This is a genomic window from Synechococcus sp. SynAce01 (assembly GCF_001885215.1).
In the GTDB taxonomy this organism is placed as follows: Bacteria; Cyanobacteriota; Cyanobacteriia; order PCC-6307; family Cyanobiaceae; genus Regnicoccus; species Regnicoccus frigidus.
In genome coordinates this window covers 258,802-275,614 of sequence record NZ_CP018091.1, presented here as the reverse complement: position 1 = coordinate 275,614, position 16,813 = coordinate 258,802, and the positions used below count along the sequence as shown (strand labels likewise).

General features: G+C 62.5%; 22 protein-coding genes. 9 read left to right on the top strand and 13 right to left on the bottom strand.

From position 1 onward, the window contains the following. Positions 1-81: 81 nt before the first annotated feature. Positions 82-1,200 carry a DMT family transporter gene (locus tag BM449_RS01500; RefSeq protein WP_071801840.1) on the top strand — a complete coding sequence of 373 codons (1,119 nt, stop codon included), beginning with the start codon at positions 82-84 and terminating at the stop codon, positions 1,198-1,200. 206 nt (positions 1,201-1,406) lie between these two features. On the opposite strand, the gene BM449_RS01495 is transcribed toward BM449_RS01500, so the two are convergent. From BM449_RS01495 to BM449_RS01475, 7 genes are all read right to left on the bottom strand, one after another. After that, entirely contained in the window at positions 1,407-2,126 is a 720-nt protein-coding gene (locus BM449_RS01495) for a DUF305 domain-containing protein (RefSeq protein ID WP_071799785.1), read from the bottom strand. 390 nt (positions 2,127-2,516) lie between these two features. Beyond that, complete coding sequence (locus tag BM449_RS15180) at positions 2,517-3,362, bottom strand: ATP-binding domain-containing protein (RefSeq protein ID WP_233831207.1); 846 nt, start codon at positions 3,360-3,362, stop codon at positions 2,517-2,519. Positions 3,363-3,669: 307 nt separating this feature from the next. Further along, a complete protein-coding gene (locus BM449_RS15170; RefSeq protein WP_205526839.1) occupies positions 3,670-4,434 on the bottom strand; it encodes a helix-hairpin-helix domain-containing protein in 765 nt (254 codons plus the stop codon). A 34-nt stretch (positions 4,435-4,468) separates the two neighbouring features. Then, positions 4,469-4,729, bottom strand: coding sequence for a hypothetical protein (locus BM449_RS15165; RefSeq protein ID WP_205526838.1), 261 nt, complete (start codon positions 4,727-4,729; stop codon positions 4,469-4,471). Between the two features lie 89 nt (positions 4,730-4,818). Then, positions 4,819-5,064, bottom strand: a complete 246-nt coding sequence (locus BM449_RS01485; RefSeq protein WP_071799784.1) for a hypothetical protein — start codon at positions 5,062-5,064, stop codon at positions 4,819-4,821. Positions 5,065-5,116: 52 nt separating this feature from the next. Then, positions 5,117-5,374 (bottom strand): DUF1651 domain-containing protein, encoded by a 258-nt coding sequence (locus BM449_RS01480; RefSeq protein ID WP_071799783.1) that lies wholly within the window; start codon positions 5,372-5,374, stop codon positions 5,117-5,119. Next, positions 5,371-5,670: a galactose oxidase gene (locus BM449_RS01475; RefSeq protein WP_233830923.1), complete on the bottom strand. Its 300-nt coding sequence runs from the start codon at positions 5,668-5,670 to the stop codon at positions 5,371-5,373. The genes BM449_RS01480 and BM449_RS01475 overlap by 4 nt, the downstream gene beginning before the upstream one ends. A 432-nt stretch (positions 5,671-6,102) precedes the next feature. Between BM449_RS01475 and BM449_RS01470 the strand changes: the two genes are divergently transcribed. Further along, positions 6,103-6,318 carry a hypothetical protein gene (locus tag BM449_RS01470; RefSeq protein ID WP_071799782.1) on the top strand — a complete coding sequence of 72 codons (216 nt, stop codon included), beginning with the start codon at positions 6,103-6,105 and terminating at the stop codon, positions 6,316-6,318. Positions 6,319-6,682: 364 nt separating this feature from the next. After that, positions 6,683-7,015: a hypothetical protein gene (locus BM449_RS01465; protein ID WP_071799781.1), complete on the top strand. Its 333-nt coding sequence runs from the start codon at positions 6,683-6,685 to the stop codon at positions 7,013-7,015. Positions 7,016-7,703: 688 nt separating this feature from the next. Here BM449_RS01465 and BM449_RS01460 read toward each other — a convergent pair. The 6 genes from BM449_RS01460 to BM449_RS01435 form a co-directional block, all read right to left on the bottom strand. Next, the gene (locus tag BM449_RS01460; RefSeq protein ID WP_162922822.1) at positions 7,704-8,480 is read right to left on the bottom strand and encodes a hypothetical protein; all 777 of its coding nucleotides are present in this window, start codon (positions 8,478-8,480) and stop codon (positions 7,704-7,706) included. A 60-nt stretch (positions 8,481-8,540) separates the two neighbouring features. Continuing rightward, positions 8,541-9,143 (bottom strand): LysM domain-containing protein, encoded by a 603-nt coding sequence (locus BM449_RS14865; RefSeq protein ID WP_071799779.1) that lies wholly within the window; start codon positions 9,141-9,143, stop codon positions 8,541-8,543. After that, the gene (locus BM449_RS14860; protein ID WP_162922821.1) at positions 9,113-9,703 is read right to left on the bottom strand and encodes a hypothetical protein; all 591 of its coding nucleotides are present in this window, start codon (positions 9,701-9,703) and stop codon (positions 9,113-9,115) included. Before BM449_RS14860 ends, BM449_RS14865 begins: the two co-directional genes overlap by 31 nt. A gap of 209 nt (positions 9,704-9,912) precedes the next feature. Further along, complete coding sequence (locus tag BM449_RS01445) at positions 9,913-10,230, bottom strand: hypothetical protein (RefSeq protein WP_071799777.1); 318 nt, start codon at positions 10,228-10,230, stop codon at positions 9,913-9,915. Further along, positions 10,227-10,628, bottom strand: a complete 402-nt coding sequence (locus BM449_RS01440; RefSeq protein ID WP_162922820.1) for a hypothetical protein — start codon at positions 10,626-10,628, stop codon at positions 10,227-10,229. The genes BM449_RS01445 and BM449_RS01440 overlap by 4 nt, the downstream gene beginning before the upstream one ends. Then, complete coding sequence (locus tag BM449_RS01435) at positions 10,561-11,772, bottom strand: DUF4055 domain-containing protein (protein WP_162922819.1); 1,212 nt, start codon at positions 11,770-11,772, stop codon at positions 10,561-10,563. The genes BM449_RS01440 and BM449_RS01435 overlap by 68 nt, the downstream gene beginning before the upstream one ends. A gap of 137 nt (positions 11,773-11,909) precedes the next feature. Between BM449_RS01435 and BM449_RS15160 the strand changes: the two genes are divergently transcribed. From BM449_RS15160 to BM449_RS01405, 6 genes are all read left to right on the top strand, one after another. Then, positions 11,910-12,098 (top strand): type II toxin-antitoxin system Phd/YefM family antitoxin, encoded by a 189-nt coding sequence (locus tag BM449_RS15160; RefSeq protein ID WP_205526837.1) that lies wholly within the window; start codon positions 11,910-11,912, stop codon positions 12,096-12,098. Further along, positions 12,092-12,268: a hypothetical protein gene (locus tag BM449_RS15155; RefSeq protein ID WP_205526836.1), complete on the top strand. Its 177-nt coding sequence runs from the start codon at positions 12,092-12,094 to the stop codon at positions 12,266-12,268. Before BM449_RS15160 ends, BM449_RS15155 begins: the two co-directional genes overlap by 7 nt. 67 nt (positions 12,269-12,335) lie before the next feature. Then, positions 12,336-12,746 (top strand): DUF3368 domain-containing protein, encoded by a 411-nt coding sequence (locus tag BM449_RS01425; protein WP_205526835.1) that lies wholly within the window; start codon positions 12,336-12,338, stop codon positions 12,744-12,746. 543 nt (positions 12,747-13,289) lie between these two features. Then, a complete protein-coding gene (locus BM449_RS14855; protein ID WP_162922818.1) occupies positions 13,290-13,901 on the top strand; it encodes a hypothetical protein in 612 nt (203 codons plus the stop codon). A gap of 636 nt (positions 13,902-14,537) precedes the next feature. Further along, positions 14,538-15,446, top strand: coding sequence for a site-specific integrase (locus tag BM449_RS01410; protein WP_071799715.1), 909 nt, complete (start codon positions 14,538-14,540; stop codon positions 15,444-15,446). Continuing rightward, positions 15,443-16,501: a transposase gene (locus BM449_RS01405; protein WP_071799714.1), complete on the top strand. Its 1,059-nt coding sequence runs from the start codon at positions 15,443-15,445 to the stop codon at positions 16,499-16,501. The genes BM449_RS01410 and BM449_RS01405 overlap by 4 nt, the downstream gene beginning before the upstream one ends. The last annotated feature ends 312 nt before the right edge of the window (positions 16,502-16,813 follow it).

Sequence of the window (16,813 nt, the reverse complement as noted above, 5' to 3'; positions counted from 1 at the left end):
TCTGACACCTCGGGCTTCATTGCACGGCAGATATTCTCAGGCTGATGAAGATCAAACAAGTGATATAGAAGGCTTGTGATCATGTTCCACGACCATGCCACGAAAGTGAGGGGTGCCCCACAGAGTCAGGGCTTGATCGCCGGGCTGCTGGCTGCCTTGTTCTTCGGTCTTAGCGCTCCGCTGATCAGTGTCTTCAGTCGGGATGGCTCGCCGCTGATGATCGCGGCACTGCTGTACGGAGGAGCCACCTTCGGGCTTTTGATCGTGCGGGGTTTTGTTGTCCATCAACAGGAGGAATCCCCGATTCAGCGCCAAGACCTTCCACCACTCCTGGGGATCAGCATTCTCGGTGGGATGGTCGGACCCATCTGCCTGGTGCAGGGGCTCACCCTGCTGCCTGCGGGATCAGCCTCGCTGCTGCTGAACCTAGAAGCAGTGTTCACCTTGTTGATCGCGGTGTTGATTGGCCGTGAACACCTCAGCGGCAAGGGACTGATCGCTGCCGTTTTGATCCTCAGCGGTGCCGTGCTGCTCACCGACAGCTCCTTTGACGGTGCCACCCTGCAGGGCACGCTGTTGATCGGCGGCGCCTGCCTGGCCTGGGGGATCGACAACAACCTCAGCCAACGCCTGAGCCTGCGCGACCCGCTCCAGATCGCCCTGCTGAAAGCGATCGGGGCCTCAGCTCCGATGCTGATCCTGGCTCTCGCATCTGGCCAATCCCTGCCGGCCGCTCCCGCTGTGCTGGGGCTGCTGGCCATCGGCACCGTGGGATACGGCCTTTCGATCTGGCTGGATCTGCTGGCTCTACGCCACCTGGGCGCAGCTCGCGAGGCTGTGGTGTTTGCCACGGCTCCGTTCGTGGGCGTGTTGTTCTCGGTGCTGGCGCTGCGCGAAGCCTTCACCGGCGCCATGGCCATGGCCTCAGCCTTGATGCTGCTCGGCGTTGCGGTGCTGCTGAAAGAACACCATGCCCACTGGCATCGCCATCAGGCGTTCCGGCATGCCCACCGACACAAGCACGATCCAGTCGTCGGAGACCTTCACCACAGCCATCTCCACCCTGAGGGCAGTCCGTCAACGGGCAACGCACAGCAGGGCTACTGGCATGCCCATGAACATCAGCACGAACCGATCGAGCATTATCACCCTCACGTCAGTGATGCACATCACCGGCACCGGCATCAGCAAGGGCTTTGAGTGGCGAAGTAGGACGCCCCTTGCCTGGCGCCCTACAGCTTCTCATCGAAAAGGCTGCGCCTACGCAGAAGCTCAATGGCTCGTATCACCCGGGTGATGGCATCTGAATTCATGAGTAGAACAACAGAGGTGATCTGTCAGGACGACAAGCGAACCACGGCACCAGGAGAGCAGGATGAGACGAGGGCTGCAGGGCCAGCGGCTGCTCAGAGCGCGAAAAGAGCGTCGTATTTGTGATATTCCGGCTTGCGTAATCCCTCGACCGCCAACATTCGGCGCAGTTCAATAATCTCAGCCCGCTGGGCGATGATCACCTCCCGAGCGAAACGCAGGATTGTGGGATTGGTGCTCTTGGCGCGGGCGTCGTGGGCCATGATCAGCGCCCCGCCGTGGTGATCGAGCATTCCTTCGAGAAACCACACCACCCGGTTCTCCTTCGTGGGCCCATCGCCCATCATCCGCATGCCATCGATCTGAGCCTGGCTCATGCGGGTAAGCCCCGCCAGGCTGTTGGGGTCTCCGCCCGGCTTGAGCGCCACCGGGTACACCGGCGCCTGGGGGTACCAGGCCTTGCGCCAGAGAGCCATCGCCCGGATCTCCTGGGCCTGATCGCGCCAGATCGAATGACCCAAGGCCCCCACGCCAGGCTGGCCGATATTGAAGACGAACTCGCTCATGCGCAGCGCCCCAGTGTGGTGCTGCACCATGCCGTCGATGAAGCGCAGGTCGTAAGTGGAGCCGGCCGGGCCAACATCGTGCGCATGGCCGGCATGGGCCGGGTCGCCACCGGTCGGGGTCGTCATGCCAGGCATGCCGTCCATGCCGCGATGACCCTCGTGGGGATCCATCTGGGCCAGCGCCGGAAAAGGCAGAACACTGACTGCAGCGATGGCCGACAAGGTGATCAGCAGCGAGCGACGTGGCATGGGGGTGGATGTGAATGCAACGTCTACACCGTATGGTCTCCCCTATGCAGGAGAGTCAAGCGAAGGCAAGGATGTACACCTCGGCTTCTGGTGAACTCAAAGTTTTGGCGAAGATGGGTGCACCCCTGGCTCTCTGAAACTCTCGGTCAGGGCCACGGAATGGGCACTTGCAACTCCTCTGACGGTGGGCGGCTCTCCTTCAGATCCGGGGGAGGCTAAGTCTTACTCAAGTGCTTCTTCCACTTTGCCTCTGATTCATTGATAGATCCGCCTGCCTTGGTTGTCAGTACGGCAAGCCGAGCCATCCACCTCAGCGACGGCGGCATCAGAGCGATTGCAACTGCGCAGAGAAAGAAGTAGCCAAGATCGCCTCGTCGCCCTGGCAGCTGATCAGCTGAGCCACTCCGCCAGCTTGGTGTAACGCCGGCGGCCCAGGTGGTTCTTCACCGCCATCGCCAGTGCTTTCTTCTGCCCCACCAGCACCACCAGCTGCTTGCCGCGGGTGATGCCGGTGTACACCAGATTGCGCTGCAGCATGGCGTAGTGCTGGGTGAGCAGGGGGATGACCACAGCGGGGTATTCGCTGCCCTGGCTCTTGTGGATCGTGCAGGCGTAGGCAGGCACCAGGTTGTCGAGTTCACCCCAGCCATAGGTCACCTCGCGGCCGTCGCTGCTCCCGGATTCCCCGGAGGGAAAGCGCACCGTCAGTTCGCTGGCATCGGCATCGATTGTTTCCACCGTGCCCACATCGCCGTTGAATACCTCCTTCTCGTAGTCGTTTGCCACCTGCATCACCTTGTCGGCCGGGGCAAAACGCCAGCCGAAGCGCTCCACCTGCTCGGTGGGGTCGGGGTTGAGCAGCTGCTGCAGCTCGATGTTGAGTGAGCGGGAGCCACAACCACCGCGCGCCATCGGGCACAGCACCTGCACCTGGGCGATCGGATCGAGGCCAAAGCGCGCCGGGATGCGTTCGCCCACCACCTTGAGGATCAAGGCCACCGCCTGCTCGGGCGAGTCGGCAGGTAGGAAATAGAAGTCGGTGGTGGTCTCAGCCGGCGGCGGCCGTAGATCGGGGATGGTGCCGGCATTGATGGCGTGGGCGGCGGTGATGATGCGGCTGCTCGCGGCCTGGCGGAACACCTCCGTGAGCCGGGCCACCGGCAGGGCGCCGCTGTTGATCAGATCGGCGAGCACCTGGCCGGGCCCCACCGAGGGCAGCTGATCCACATCACCCACCAGCAGCAAGGCCGCCTCGGTGGCAGGGCGTCCAGCAGGAGGCCATCAACGGCACATCACCATCGAGGTCTCATCCACCACCAGCAGATCGCACTCCAGCGGCAGCTCGGCCTTGCGCTTGAAGCCAAAGGCGCCGGGTCGAACTCCAGCAACCGGTGGATGGTTTTGGCCTCTAGCCCGGTGGTTTCGCCCATCCGCTTGGCGGCCCGGCCGGTGGGGCGCAGAGCAGAATGCGTAGCTTCTTGGCCGCCATGATGCGCAGGATCGCGTTGATCAGGTGGTCTTGCCCACCCCCGGCCCCCGGTGATCACCAGCACCTTGCTGGAGAGGGCCTGCTCCACCGCCCTTCTGGCTGGCAGCGAGCTCCAGGCAGGCGTTGCTCCACCCAGGGGATGGCAATGGCGGCCTCGATGCTTCCCCAGGGCGGAGCACTGAGGTTCAGGGCCTGGAGGGCTTCGGCGATGCGGCGCTCATCGCGGTGCAGATGCGCCAGCAAGATGGCGGGTTCACCAGCCAGGGTGTCGGCCACCACCGAGCCCTCGGCGAGTTCCAGATCCAGGGCGCTCTGGATCAACCCTGGCTCCATCGGCACCCGAGAGGTGGCGCCGCTCTCCTCAACCGGCCCACTGGGCCGCTCGACGCTGAGCAGTTCTCCAGCCAGCTTGAGCAGCTCAGCGCTGGGCAGGCCGCAGTGGCCATCACCACTCGCCTCCAGCAGGGCGTAATTGACGCCGGCCCGCAGGCGGATCATGGCGGTGGGCTCAATGCCCAGCCTTGCGGCGATCGCATCAGCGGTGCGGAAGCCGATGCCGCGGATGTCGCGCGCCAGGCGGTAGGGGTTCTCGGCCATCACCTGCACGGCGTCGTTCCCATACGTCTTGAAGATGCGCACGGCCCTGGCGGTGCCGACACCATGGCTGTGCAGGAAGACCATGATTTCGCGCACCACCTTCTGATCGGCCCAGGCCTGGCTGATCCGCTGGCCCCGCACCGGGCCGATGCCCGGCACCTCTCGTAGGCGCTCGGGCGCCTGCTCGATCACCTCGAACACCTGATCGCCGAACGCCGCCACGAGCTTGCTGGCGTAGATCGGGCCGATGCCCGGATCATTCCAGAACCCAGGTACTTCTCGATCCCTCTGCGGTGGTCGGGGCGGAGGCCCTGAGGAAGGAGGCCTTGAACTGCTGGCCGTGCTCCCGGCTGTTCACCCAGGTGCCGCTCACCGTCACCCATTCGCCGGCGCTGATCTCGGCGGCATAGCCCACCACCGTCACCAGGTCGCGGTGGCCGCGGGCCTTGATGCGCAGCACGCAGAAGCCGTTCTCGGCGTTGTGGAAGGTGACGCGCTCGATTGAGCCTGCCAGCACCTCGGTGGGTTGCGGGCTGGCTTGGGTCTGATCTGACGGGGACTGGCGTGCCAGGGCAGAAGTGGCTTGTGGCCTCACCTTTGCAGGCTTCAGCCCTTCGGGGGGCGAAGGGTGCGCCAGCTGCCGCTCTCGGTGCTCACCTCCAGGCCAAGGCCAACTTGAGCAGCCGGATCGCCGGTGGGCTTTCGCTGCTGCCACCAGTTGGTGGCGAAGGCCCAGGCCTCCTCGATCGACTCGAAGTGCTCATCGAGCTCAAGGTGAGGTTGGCCGTGGTGATCCACCAGGCGATAACGCCGTGGCTGGTGGCTGCTGCTGATCGGCAAGAAGGTGGTCATCAATTCTGAGCTCAGCTTGGTGGGAGTCGATCGGTTTGTGCTGTGGTGGTGATCACCACTGGGGGCTGCAGGGCGTCCAGCCCGCCTTGCGTTTCTCCTCCCAGAGCTTCAGGGCCTCAGCACGGCTCAGATCCCGGCGTGATTTCAGCAAGGGGATCTCCTGGTCGGGGAGCAACTCGCCGGTGGTGATTTCCAGCCGGTGGTAATCCCGCTCCCAGCGGGTCGGGCGAAAACGCAGCACCTGGCGGCCATCACGCAGCCAGCCATCCTTGGGGGAGAGCGGTATTGGCCTCCTGGCCGCAGCTGTCACGACCCTTCCGGCGCCCAGCCACGCTGGCGCGAGAGGTCTTCAGTCCAGCCATGGCAGCGGTGGGTGAGGTGCTCCCCTTGCACCAGCAGGCCCTGGTGCAGCTGGCAGGTGAGCAGGGGGATGCAGTTGACCCCGGCGTGGTGCCGAAACCAATGACAAGTCATGCAGACCTTGCGGCTACGGGTGGGCAGCAGGACTGCTTCATCAAGAAAGGGCCAGTGCTCGCAGCCGTCATCGCCTGCGGCTGAGCTAGGCGCCGGCCTGGCACCGCGGGAGCGGGGCAGGGAAGCAGCCACGGCGACACCATCAAAGAGAACACCTGTACTAGCAGAAGTCATCTGGTTCCCGCCAGCTCGGGCGCGACCCCAGGTGGAGCCCCAGGTGACAACGTCGCGCTGAAAGCGGGCTGATCGGTCCGGCACCCAGACCCGCACCCGGTTCCTCGATGCCACCGGCCATGAACTGCACACGTGCAGTTGACCAAGCAAGCGAACGACCTCTGACACCGGCCGCCGGGCGTGATCACCGCCGCCTCGGATCGGCGACAGCCGCCGGCCAACACGGATTGGTCAGCACCGATGGGGAGTGTTCCGCCACGGCCCCGGTGAGGAGCCCCCGAAGGCTGCGCTGGCCTGCTCGGTTCGGCAAGGGCTGACGCGAGGCGCTTCGCGCCCCCTGCCTTCCCTGCGCGGGCCGCGCTGCTGCATCGGGTTCCTCACCTCAAGGCCATGGCCACACCCTCTGCACCCAGCTGCGAAATCCGCCGCGTCATCGTTCACTTCTATCCCGATGGCCCCAAGGGCGGCGCCCACCATTGCGAGCAGCGGTTCTTCGGGAAGCGCGGCAAGCCCGTCAAGAAGATGCGCTTCGTGCCTGCTGAGAAGGCATTCGCCATCGCCCGCTCCTTGCAGGGCACAAGGGGCTGCACCGTCTCGGTGATCTGAGCCCCGGGCCGCTAACGCGGCCCTTTTCTCTGCTCCTGCTCGCCACAAGAGCTGGAGCGAACCAACGGTGTGCGGCTTAGGTGTTGCACCAGGCTGATAGCGCGGCCGATGACGACGCGGCCTCAGCCGCGCAGACAGCAACGTCAGTAACACTCGGGCGAACCAGCACCGGCCGCGACTCAGAGCGCGGGCGCATCGGAACGGGCGAAACGCACCGCATGGTGCCCTGGGCTGCCAGCAGCCGATCGCTGCGCTCTCGGGCTGGCGCCGCCGGCCGCGTCAAGGGCTCCGCAAGCGGCTTCGCCGCCCTTGACCCGTCCGGCTCACCCAGGGCGTGGGGGCGGCGTTCTTCGCCTCTGGTGCGATGCAAACCCACACCACCGAGTCCCTGCTGCGCTCCGTGCTGGCTCACAGCCTCGCCACGCTCATCCTCTGCTGCTCCATCGCCTACGGCGCTGGTTTCGCTCTGGGCAGCGGCATTCATTGGCTCAATGGCCGGCTCTCCGCTGTCGCGTCGGCACGGCTGGCACCGGCCAATCCGCAGCTGATGGCCACCATCGAGGCCTGGCAGGAGGAAGTCAAAGCCGGTCGCTGGATCGAGCCACAACCCATCGACACAGGCTCGTGGCGCGATCTCCAGCCGCAAAGCGAGCAGCAGGAGGCCGATCAGGATCTTCCGCTCTCCTGGGCCGTGTAGCCCCAGCCAGGGCGGCTCAGGGCCGCCCAAAACTGCCCGCAGATGTCAACCATCATCCGGCAGACATCAGAGGACATCGCCGCTGCGCTGCGCTCTGGTCTTGGTGGCGGCTGCTCCAGGCCGCTCCACCCGCTCGCTCCCACTCGGATTCCGCTGCCTTGCACCTGTACCGCCAAATCAAAGCCAGCAGCCGGCATCACCACAGCTTCTCTTCTCCTCTCGCGCCTGCTCGGGCTTCGTTATCACTTTCGTGTGATGCCTCCAGTTGTGGTGCATTGGTCTTCCAGATTTTGCGACATTTCCGAGGCAATGTCCGCGCGTTTCTCATTTCAAAGGATAGTTACCCCTTTTTGGATCTTGGTTTTTATTTTCGTACACCTCTGCTTATCTTGCACCGTCGCGTCTGGTTGTCGATCGATTCATTCACAGCAACATCGACGGCGCCGTTCAACAGCGAAAGCGAGAACCACACTGGCTTCCTACTCGCATCTTCTCCAATAAAAAAGGCCCGGCACAGATGTGCTCGGGCCAGCAGATTCAGTCATTGCCTCTGTCCTGATCAGTAGCCGGTGCAGCTGGGATCAGCGCCTGGCCCCGGCTGGCTTGGGTCCATAGCTGGCCAGGTACAGCTCTGAGGTGGTCATGCTCTGCAGGTTGGTCGTCTGGCCATTGCCATCGAACTCAGCGATCACCGTGTTCGGGCCAAGGCCGCCACGCTGACTGAAGAGAAAACTGAGCACCGGGTGAGTGCGCAACGACTCCACGTGCTCGGAGGCAGCGAGGGTGCCGTCATCGCCAAGGATCGTGCTGCCCTTGCTGTCGATCGGCTCGAGAATGTCACGCCCATTGGCGTCTTTGCTGAGCCTGAACTCAGCGCCAACCTGGGAGCGAAAGATCTCAAAGAAGCTGCCACGGTTGTCGCCACCGGTACGCCCCTCGGCATCAATGAACAAGCGCTCCAGCAGCGATCCTTGCGCAGTTCATCCACCTGCTTGAGGGCCTCATCACGCTCTTTGGCCACCAGCTTCACCTTGCGGGCAGCAGAGGCTTCCAGTTGGCGCTCGCGGGTGGCAATCTCACGTTCCAGCTGTTCCTTCTGCCGCTCGGCCTCCTGCAGCCGCTCGTACTCATCGGGATTGATCTTGGAGAACTGGGAGAGCTGGCGCTTCAAGGTGCGCAGATCGCGCTCCAGGTTGTTGGTCTTACGGCGCTCGGCCTTGAGGGCCTCGCTGATCTGCGCGCCGCGGGGAGCAGGCTCGGGCTCTGGCTCATCGCCAGCAATGTCATCGAGGGGTTCCTCGTCGTCCTGCTCCTCGTCGAGCGACTCATCCTCCAGGTCGGAGGTATCGGCTGCATGGTCATGGTCAGTGTCGCCGGCACCCTGGTTGGGCTGGTGCTGCGGCTGATCAAAGGAGACGTAGCGCTGCTGAGCTGCAGCGAGTTGATCAAAGAAGGATTGAGGCATGGTCCACCCATCGCGGCTGTGGTTGATGGGAGCAGCCCGTCCGGGCTCTGCTCCTGCCATCTATTGCCAGCTGCTCAGAGATTGATAGAAGAGAAACCAACCAGCGGCGAAGTGGGATCGGGATCGGGATCGGGCGTGGGCTGCTCCTGGTGTCGGGTCCACATCCCAGAGGTCATCGGTCACCGAGACACCGCGCAGTTTCGGGAGACGGATCCATCCGCCAGCGGGAAGCAGGGTCGAGGGCCGGATCGCTGGCACCACCAGATCCTGGCCAGGGTCCAGCTCACTGCTGGGCCTGATCGCCGGCACGTTCACCACCAGGCCCAGCGGCAGCTGCTCAGCGCCGGGGTAGCGATCAAGATCCGGGAGGTTGTACTCGCGCAGGGTGGGTCTGGTGGTGTCGTAAAGCTCAGCGAGCACGGCCAATGTGTCGCCCTCCAGCACCAGGTGGCCATCAGCGCGAAGCAGTTGCGGGTTGAGGTTGCGCAGGGTGTCCACCGTGGTGCCGTGACGACCAGCCAGCAGGTTGAGCGTGTCGCCCACCACGGTGACAATCGTTTCGTAGGTCGCCAGTTCAGGGTTCTCCTTGCGCAAGGTCTGCACGGTGGTGCCGTAGCGCTCCGCAATCACGCTCAATGTGTCACCGGGACTGATGACCAGCACGCCGGTTGGGCTTGAGCGCCAGCACCACCTTCTCGCCCAGCTGTGGCTGCACCAAGGGCGCCGATGCCACCGGAGCCATAGGCCTGGCCCACCAGCAGCAGAGAGAGGCCAAGCAGCTCAGCTCGCGGCTGTGGGGGCAGCAGGCCGGGCGACTGGAGGCCCGAGAGATCACCCAGCCAGCAGAGGCCATCACAGGGGGCAAAGCAGGTGGTGGCCGGGGGCGTCGTGGTGATGCCGGTGTCGGGGTCGGTGAGATCAGGCGGCTGGTAGGTGCCGCGCACACCGATGCCCTGCCAGGGCTGGCTGGCATCAAGGAAGTCCCAGGCGTAGGGGCGCTTGGCATCGAGCACCGCCGCCCGGCAGATGTAGCCCTCGCAGAGGATGTCGCCGGTATCGACACCAGGGCCGTTGGTGTTGTTGGAGATCAGGCGCTGCTGGGCAATGAAGACATCGAGCACATGCGCGCCACGATCACCGGCTCCCTGAACCGGGGTGCTGGGGTTGAAAGAACAGCACCGGGCATTGGCGACAACCTGCAACGGCGAGGCGGACATGGTCATCAGCCGCGCAGGATCCAGCCCTGGTAACTACTGGGCTGGGGGTGGCCTGCCAGCTACGCAGGCTCGGCAGGATCAGAGAATCGTCTGCGCGTGAAGACGGCGCTGCTGGGCCGGCGCCAGCGCGGAAGCGCAGCCGCCTGTCTGCGCTGGGGATCTCGTATTCGGTGACCACTTCCTCCATGAGCAGATCGGTGGCGTACTCGATCACATCAGCTTTTTGTCGGCAGTTGCTCGGGGATCGGAATGGCAGCGCCCTTGCGCGACACCTTCGTCACCACCGCGTTCTGCGGTGGCGCATCAGGGTCAAGCGGGGGAGGTGGAGCGAGCAGGGCGGCATCAATCAAGGCAATGGCATCGAGGCTCGCCTTGGCGCTGGGGATCGGATCGGGGTAGCTGGCCTCCAGCTGCGCCATGGCGTCATTGATGGCACGCACGGCTGGTGCCGTTGCGGGCATCTGCAGGGCACGGCGGATCGCTTCGAGATCAGTGGGACGCCAGGCGTAGGGGTTGGTGATGGGATCGCTCATGGCTGGTGGCTGGGTACGGCGATCGGATCAGCCGTTGCTGCCATGGGGTTCACCACGCCTGGGGCGCTGGAGAGCGCGAGCTGGTGGCGTAGCTCAGCGCTGCTGATCACGCCGCGCTCGTGCAGGCTGAGCCATTCATCAACTGAGGGCAGGGGCCGAGCTGGCGGGGTGAGCGGCGTCACGGTCAGCGACACCCCGGCTCCTGCCTCCAGCGGATCACCGGTGAGAGCGCACCAGTGGCCCAGCAGGGTGGAGAACACCGAAGTCTTGTGCGTCGCCAGCGACTGGAGGAGCGCAAAGGATTGCCCGGCTGTGAGGCTGATCTCCTGTTCACTGCGGCCGGCGCCCATGTTCTCGGCGGGCACGAGCGCATCGCGGCGCATGTTCTGATCCAGCATCTGCAGGTAGCGCGGTGCTCGGCCAGGGAGCGGCGCGGATCTCCTTCCACTCGAAGTCCGCGCCGGCAGGCAGGTCCATGAAGGTGTTGGTGGAGAGCACCAGCGGTTCGCGGGCGCTCATCGCCATGGCATCAGGCACGTTGCCGAACTGATCGACCAGGCCGCTGCGCACCGCCACCGGCAGGGCACAGCGCGAAAGCAGGTCCTCGTACTCGCTTTTGAGCCGGTAGTGGGTGAGGTACTGGTGCGCCAGGCCAAGGTGCGGGAGGTCACCCTGCCCAAAGCCCGCGCCATCGGCGGCGTACCAGACCGCAGGAAGCTGATGCAACCTGGGGCTAAGCAAGGCGGTGCCAAGGGGCTGGGCCCTGAAACCACCGGGTTCACGGGGGCTGGGCACCGCGGCGAACGACGCCTGGGTCATGCCATCTGGTGTGAGCAGCAGGCGGTGGTAGGTCCAGTCCGAAAGCTGAGCGGACTGCAGCTGATTGCCGTCAGCGCCGATGAAGTGAACAGGGATGGCACCGTGCTGCCGCGGCGTCACCGGCCGGCGGCGATCCTGGCGCCACCAGAGGCCATGGGGCGCCGCCTGGGGATTCGGCTGTGCCCAGTCCAGCAGGTCCGTACGGGGCACAAGCAGCAGCCGGGGCAGGGAAGCGCGATCACCAGCGGCGATGGCATCGAGGCGATGACCCTCGGAGGGCCAGCGGTGCTCGGGCGGCAGCACCATCAACAGACAGCCGCCATCGCGCAGCACGAGCAGATCGGCGACAAACAGGAACACCGACAGGTCAGTGCCGTGGCCATCGACATCACCGAGCACCCGCAGCAGGCTGCTCGGCAGGGCGCGGGGGTGAAGGAAGGAGAGCATGCCGGCATAGGTGCGCAGGGCATCGCGGAAGAAGCCGGTCGGCCGGGCGGCTTCGATGCGGCTCCCATAGGAGAGAGAAGGCTCCTTGTGCCCTGGGGCAGTAGACGCTGCGGCGGCAGGCGCCTTCCGGTGACTGCAGCAGGTTCCAGCAGTCGTAGGCGAGCTGAAGCCGATCACGCACGGCCACCAGGAGGGATGCTCCCGCCAGGGCTCCAGCGGCGAGACGCCTTGGCGGCAACGCCTGCGTGCTGCTCTTTCGGAGAGAGCGGCAGCCACTTGTTGCGGGATCGGCTGCGACTCCTGGAGGCCAAGGGCTTGGTGCTGCTGGGGCTATTGCCAGGAGGGGGCCTGCCTGCTCCCTTCTCAATCGCCCTTAGAGTCATCCCATCAGATCATCCCTGGAGGGATGGGCCATGCATGCCGTCAGCGTCAGCGGCCTCAAGAACAATCCGGCCGAGGCCCTGCGCCAGTCCAAGCAGGGCATGGTCGTCGTGCTCAACAGGGACCATCCCGATGCGGTGATGATGGGCCTCGATCAGGGCGGCCTGCTGCAGGCACCGGGCGTGCGGCCGCACTGGCCACGCCCTGTTCCGCGATGGTGAGCTCTCCCTGGCTCGCGCCGCCCGGGTCGCCGAGATGGACACCCGCCTTCATCTCCCATCTCTCGCGGCTGGGGATCCCGGTGATCCGTCTGACGGAAGCCGAAACCAACGCCGACCTTGACACCCTGGAGCAATGGCTGCAGTCGTCATCAGTGACGCCAGCCCTCTGATCGGCCTCGCCCGTGTGAACGGGATCGGCTGGCTGAAGGAGCTGTTCGTGAGGTCCTCATCCCAGCGGTGGTGGCCGATGAAGTGATCACCGGAGGCTTCCCTGCAGAAGAAGCGCGCATCACCGCAGCACTGGAGGCTGGCTGGCTCCAGATTGCTGGTCCCATCCCAGCGGGGCCTGACCTGCCGGATCTCGATGAGGGAGAAGCGGCCAGCATTCGCCTGGCCCTTGCACATCCGGGCCCGGCGCTGTTGCTGATCGACGAGCGCTCAGGGCGGGCCGTGGCCCAGGGCCTGGGGCTGTCAATTGCAGGTACAGCCGCGGTCATCGGCATGGCCCGAGCGCGCCATTTGATCCCGTCAGCTCGGGCCGTGCTGTCCCAACTGCATGACAGCGATTTCAGGATCGCTCCGGCAGTGATTCATGCCGTTCTGCGGCGCTGCGGAGAGAGCAGCCCTGAAACTCCACAGGATCCCTGAGAGAGGTCTGGGCTACGACGCTCAGCCCAGCAAAGGGAGATGGACTGACAACGCCACGGGTTGCCTCAAGGCTGTTCTCCAACAACCTGAAGTGGCGCGACCCGCTTTGCAGCCTCCGACTGCAGAGCAGCCAGGACATCCGCACGATCAAGGAACTACTGAGCCACCGGGACGTGATCACGACCAGGATCTATACCCATGTTCTCAATCGTGATCAGCTTGGGGTCCGCAGCCCGGCAGAGATTGTGTAGCGTACTGAACAAGTGGTTCTCGGACCTGGGAACCACGGCCAAGCTTATGGAGATAAATCGGAAACCCATTGATGCAACTGAGTTCGTGCCTTGCGCCCGATGTCCTTGAGCTGTGGTTCTCGGAAAGGGGTGAGCTTTCGGCGGTGGTTCACGGAAACCATCCAATAACAAGTTCTGCCCACAGTGATTTTTGTATTTGAGTAGGCATATGAATGACCTAGCATCTGTCAACGAGTTGGTCAACGGAATTTATCGTGACTTCAGATCACACCTTAATAGGATAAACTATCCATTGGTATTTGAGTATTTTGATCTGAAATCAAGGGGGTACAAAGCCGAGGATAGGGGTCATGATCTGGGGCATTTTGCGATCCTGTATACCCCAATTCCCAAGATCCGCCCTGATTTGATGCTGATCGGTGACAATCCCTCATGGTTCGATCGTGTTGATATGACCTTGGCATTAAATATTGTTAGGGAGATCGAAAAAGGCGTCCCCCAGAAGTCCTCATATCTTGTACACAATCACACCTTTGCTGCTCAGCTTAAAACGATCTTCAACTGCAACTTAAAGCGTGAGGATTTGCTTCGGCAATGTGTGGGTCTAAATCGATTTTGGGTGCAAACCGGCTCAGATGGGATCAAGGACTTCATCAAGCAGCCCCGAGCTGAAGAATACCGACGACTCAAGCGAATCTGTGAATATGGCACCCAAAGAATGGTAGCTGCCTTGGAGCCCCGTGTTGTAATTCTCTTGGGTGCCAATGCGCAGAAAGCGTTCTCGCATGCGTTTCGGGGCGAACATCCATCTATCGCTATTGAGCATGCTCGGCATCCAGGAAGGGGCGGAGTTAACCAGTGCACCGAGAGCATCAGCGCCATCATTGATAAGCACCGCCTTTAGGTATGCATGGGGCAGAACAAACGGATGCAGGCGAGCGGGAGCAAAGTAGCTATGTTGGGCGAGTTCCTCTAGCCGCCGCCTGATCCTTTCCGTTAGGCGGCCCTGGCACAGCGATATGAAGCCCACCATGATCTATACACATGTCTTCAATCGGGGACCGGTTGGGGTTAGAAGCCCGGCGGATCTGCTCGCTTCAGAGACAGAGTCCGATGCCAAGGAAACCAGGAGAAGCAGAGGCTAGAATCAGGATGCTATACGGATCAGCCCAAGTTGTTGGGCCGCAACCACCTCACCCCTGAGAACCTATGCGGAGCCATCGGTCTGAGCCATTTATGGGAGCTGACCTCGTCGTGATATGCGGAAGAGACAGTGCTGGGTAGGGGTGTTATGCGGACCGTCGAAACGCATGTTGAACAAAGCCGCTACGCGGCAGATTTAAAATCCAAGCATAATATAACGACTTCGAGTCGGAGCTTCGTCTTGTCTTTGAGGCCATCCCACGTGGTTGATGCTGCGGACCAAGGCTGAACAATTCCTGTTGTGTTCTGACTGCGGAGGTCTTCCGAGAACACACTGAGGGAAGCGCATCTATTGATGCGCCCACTCCCTTCGTCTTTCCAACGGGAAGCTACCGCAATGGATCCTGCTGAACAGGAGCGCTTTGATGGCCTGTTTGATGCGAACCTGCAAGCGATGAGGCTGCATGGCCTACGCAGCAAGACGATCGACAGCTACAGCCGAACGCTACGTCGAGTGACCGGTCATTTCGACCGTTGCCCTGATGATCTCAGCCCCTCTGAACTCAAAGACTACTTTGCCGCTTTGCTTGAGCAGTATTCGTGGAGCACGATCAAGGTCGATCTCTGCAGTCTGCAGTTTTTCCATCGCTATGTGCTCGATCGCGAGATGGAGTGGATCAAGATCATCCGTCCACCTCGAGTTCATAGCCTGCCGGATATTCCAACTCGCGAGGAAGTGCACAGGCTGATCAATACGGTGCGCAAGTTGCGCTACCGGATTGTTCTGCTGGTGATCTACAGCCTGGGCCTGCGCATCAGTGAAGGTCTGGCCTTGGAAGTGTCCGACATCGACGGTTCACAGCGACGCGTGCATATTCGCGATGGCAAGGGCGGCAAAGATCGCTACGTTCCGATGCCGGCGTTGACGCTGGAAGCCATGCGTCGCTTCTGGACGACTCACCGCCATCCCCGGTTGCTGTTCCCCAGTCCGGCCGGCAGCCAATTCATCGTGCGGATCGCCAGTGCACCGATGGATGCCAGCGGCGTGCAGGCGGCACTGAAAGCAGCTCGCCTGGAATGCGGGATTGAGAAGAGGCTCACGGTTCACTCGCTGCGGCACGCCTACGCCACGCACCTGCTGGAGCAGGGAATGGACCTGCGCCTCATCCAGTCCCTGCTCGGGCACAGCCATAGCAACACCACAGCCCGCTACGCCCACATCACCAAGGTGGTCCGCGATCACACCGGCGATCGCATTGAAACGCTGCTGAGCGGCTTCCAGCTGCGCTGGGTGGAGGAGTCATGATTCTTCTCTCCCAATTGGTGGAGCGTTACCAGGGCGACCTGGAACGCCGCCATGGCCCTCAACTGCTGCCGAGTCATCGCCAGGCTCTGCAGGCGATGCGGCGCTGCCGCCGTCAAGGCAGCGACCTGATGGTGCTGCAATGTTCTGACTGTGAACACACCATCAAGATCCCCCATTCCTGCGGCCATCGCAGTTGCCCGCACTGCCAGCACCATGAAAGCCAACAGTGGATTGAACGGCAACGAGCCAAGTTGCTACCTGTGCAGTATTTCCTGATCACCTTCACGGTACCGGCAGAACTACGGCCATTGATCTGGCAGCATCAGCGCACCGCCTACGATCTGTTGCTGAAAACAGCCTGGCAAACAATTGATTCATTCGCTCGGCGTGACCCGAAACTCAAGGGGCAGATCGGTGCCCATGCTGTACTGCATACCCATAACCGCAAACTCTATTTCCATCCACACGTGCATCTGATTGTGCCTGCAGGTGCTGTGAATCAGCAGCGTCAGGAATGGAGGACTAAGGCGACACAGTACCTGTTTCATGCTGCCAACCTGGCCAAGGTCTTCCGTGCCAAGTGGTATGAGGGAATGCGGCGACTTGGCTTGCAAATTAAGACAGCCCTGCCGCAGGAATGGGTGGTGAACTGCAAGCATGTGGGACGTGGCGACAAGGTCTTGCTCTACCTTGGTCGCTATTTGTATCGAGGCGTTCTACCTGAGAAGAACATCCTTTCTGACGCGGATGGCAAGGTAACGTTCCGAACGACGGACAACCAGGGACACGAGACAATCCAGACTGTGCCCGGGGGTGACTTCCTCTGGCTGCTTCTGCGGCATGTACTGCCTAAACGGTTCCGTCGTGTCCGCGATTTCGGCATCCTGCATGGCCATTGCAAGCGACTGATTCAGCTGGTGCAACTCCTTCTCAGGGTGTCGCTACCAGATCAGCCAGCAGCGAGCCAAAAGCCCCCCATTCTCTGCCCACGTTGCAGAGGGGTGATGAACATCATCGCCGTGCGGGTGCGCAATATGGCACCACGATTGTGTTGAGCCGATCAAGAAAGGCCTAGAAGATCAATCGAGAGATAGACCCTATAGCCTGATCCAGGCCGATCCCTATGCAGAGAACTGGCCTGCCAGTACGGTTGCGCCCTTATACTAACCAGTGACGCAACGCCAGAGTCATGTGGGTCATGCGACAGGCCATTGCCCCCACAGTGAATCTGGAGCAACTGTGAAATCAGGCTGGATGTTTCTGCAGTAGGCCTTGGATTTCTGAGTTGCGGGCTTGTTCAACTTCGGATAAGATCGTGGCTGCGCACGATCTATCCATATTCGTTATAAGGCAATCCCGCGAATCGA

Bases quoted from the DNA above. Each gene is read 5' to 3' on its own strand.
- BM449_RS01500 (WP_071801840.1), top strand. From the start codon at position 82: ATGTTCCACGACCATGCCACGAAAGTGAGGGGTGCCCCACAGAGTCAG.
- BM449_RS01495 (WP_071799785.1), bottom strand. From the start codon at position 2,126: ATGCCACGTCGCTCGCTGCTGATCACCTTGTCGGCCATCGCTGCAGTC.
- BM449_RS01485 (WP_071799784.1), bottom strand. From the start codon at position 5,064: ATGACCACCTTCTTGCCGATCAGCAGCAGCCACCAGCCACGGCGTTAT.
- BM449_RS01470 (WP_071799782.1), top strand. From the start codon at position 6,103: ATGGCCACACCCTCTGCACCCAGCTGCGAAATCCGCCGCGTCATCGTT.
- BM449_RS01465 (WP_071799781.1), top strand. From the start codon at position 6,683: ATGCAAACCCACACCACCGAGTCCCTGCTGCGCTCCGTGCTGGCTCAC.
- BM449_RS01460 (WP_162922822.1), bottom strand. From the start codon at position 8,480: ATGCCTCAATCCTTCTTTGATCAACTCGCTGCAGCTCAGCAGCGCTAC.
- BM449_RS14860 (WP_162922821.1), bottom strand. From the start codon at position 9,703: ATGACCATGTCCGCCTCGCCGTTGCAGGTTGTCGCCAATGCCCGGTGC.
- BM449_RS01445 (WP_071799777.1), bottom strand. From the start codon at position 10,230: ATGAGCGATCCCATCACCAACCCCTACGCCTGGCGTCCCACTGATCTC.
- BM449_RS01440 (WP_162922820.1), bottom strand. From the start codon at position 10,628: ATGCTGGATCAGAACATGCGCCGCGATGCGCTCGTGCCCGCCGAGAAC.
- BM449_RS15160 (WP_205526837.1), top strand. From the start codon at position 11,910: ATGCATGCCGTCAGCGTCAGCGGCCTCAAGAACAATCCGGCCGAGGCC.
- BM449_RS15155 (WP_205526836.1), top strand. From the start codon at position 12,092: ATGGTGAGCTCTCCCTGGCTCGCGCCGCCCGGGTCGCCGAGATGGACA.
- BM449_RS01410 (WP_071799715.1), top strand. From the start codon at position 14,538: ATGGATCCTGCTGAACAGGAGCGCTTTGATGGCCTGTTTGATGCGAAC.
- BM449_RS01405 (WP_071799714.1), top strand. From the start codon at position 15,443: ATGATTCTTCTCTCCCAATTGGTGGAGCGTTACCAGGGCGACCTGGAA.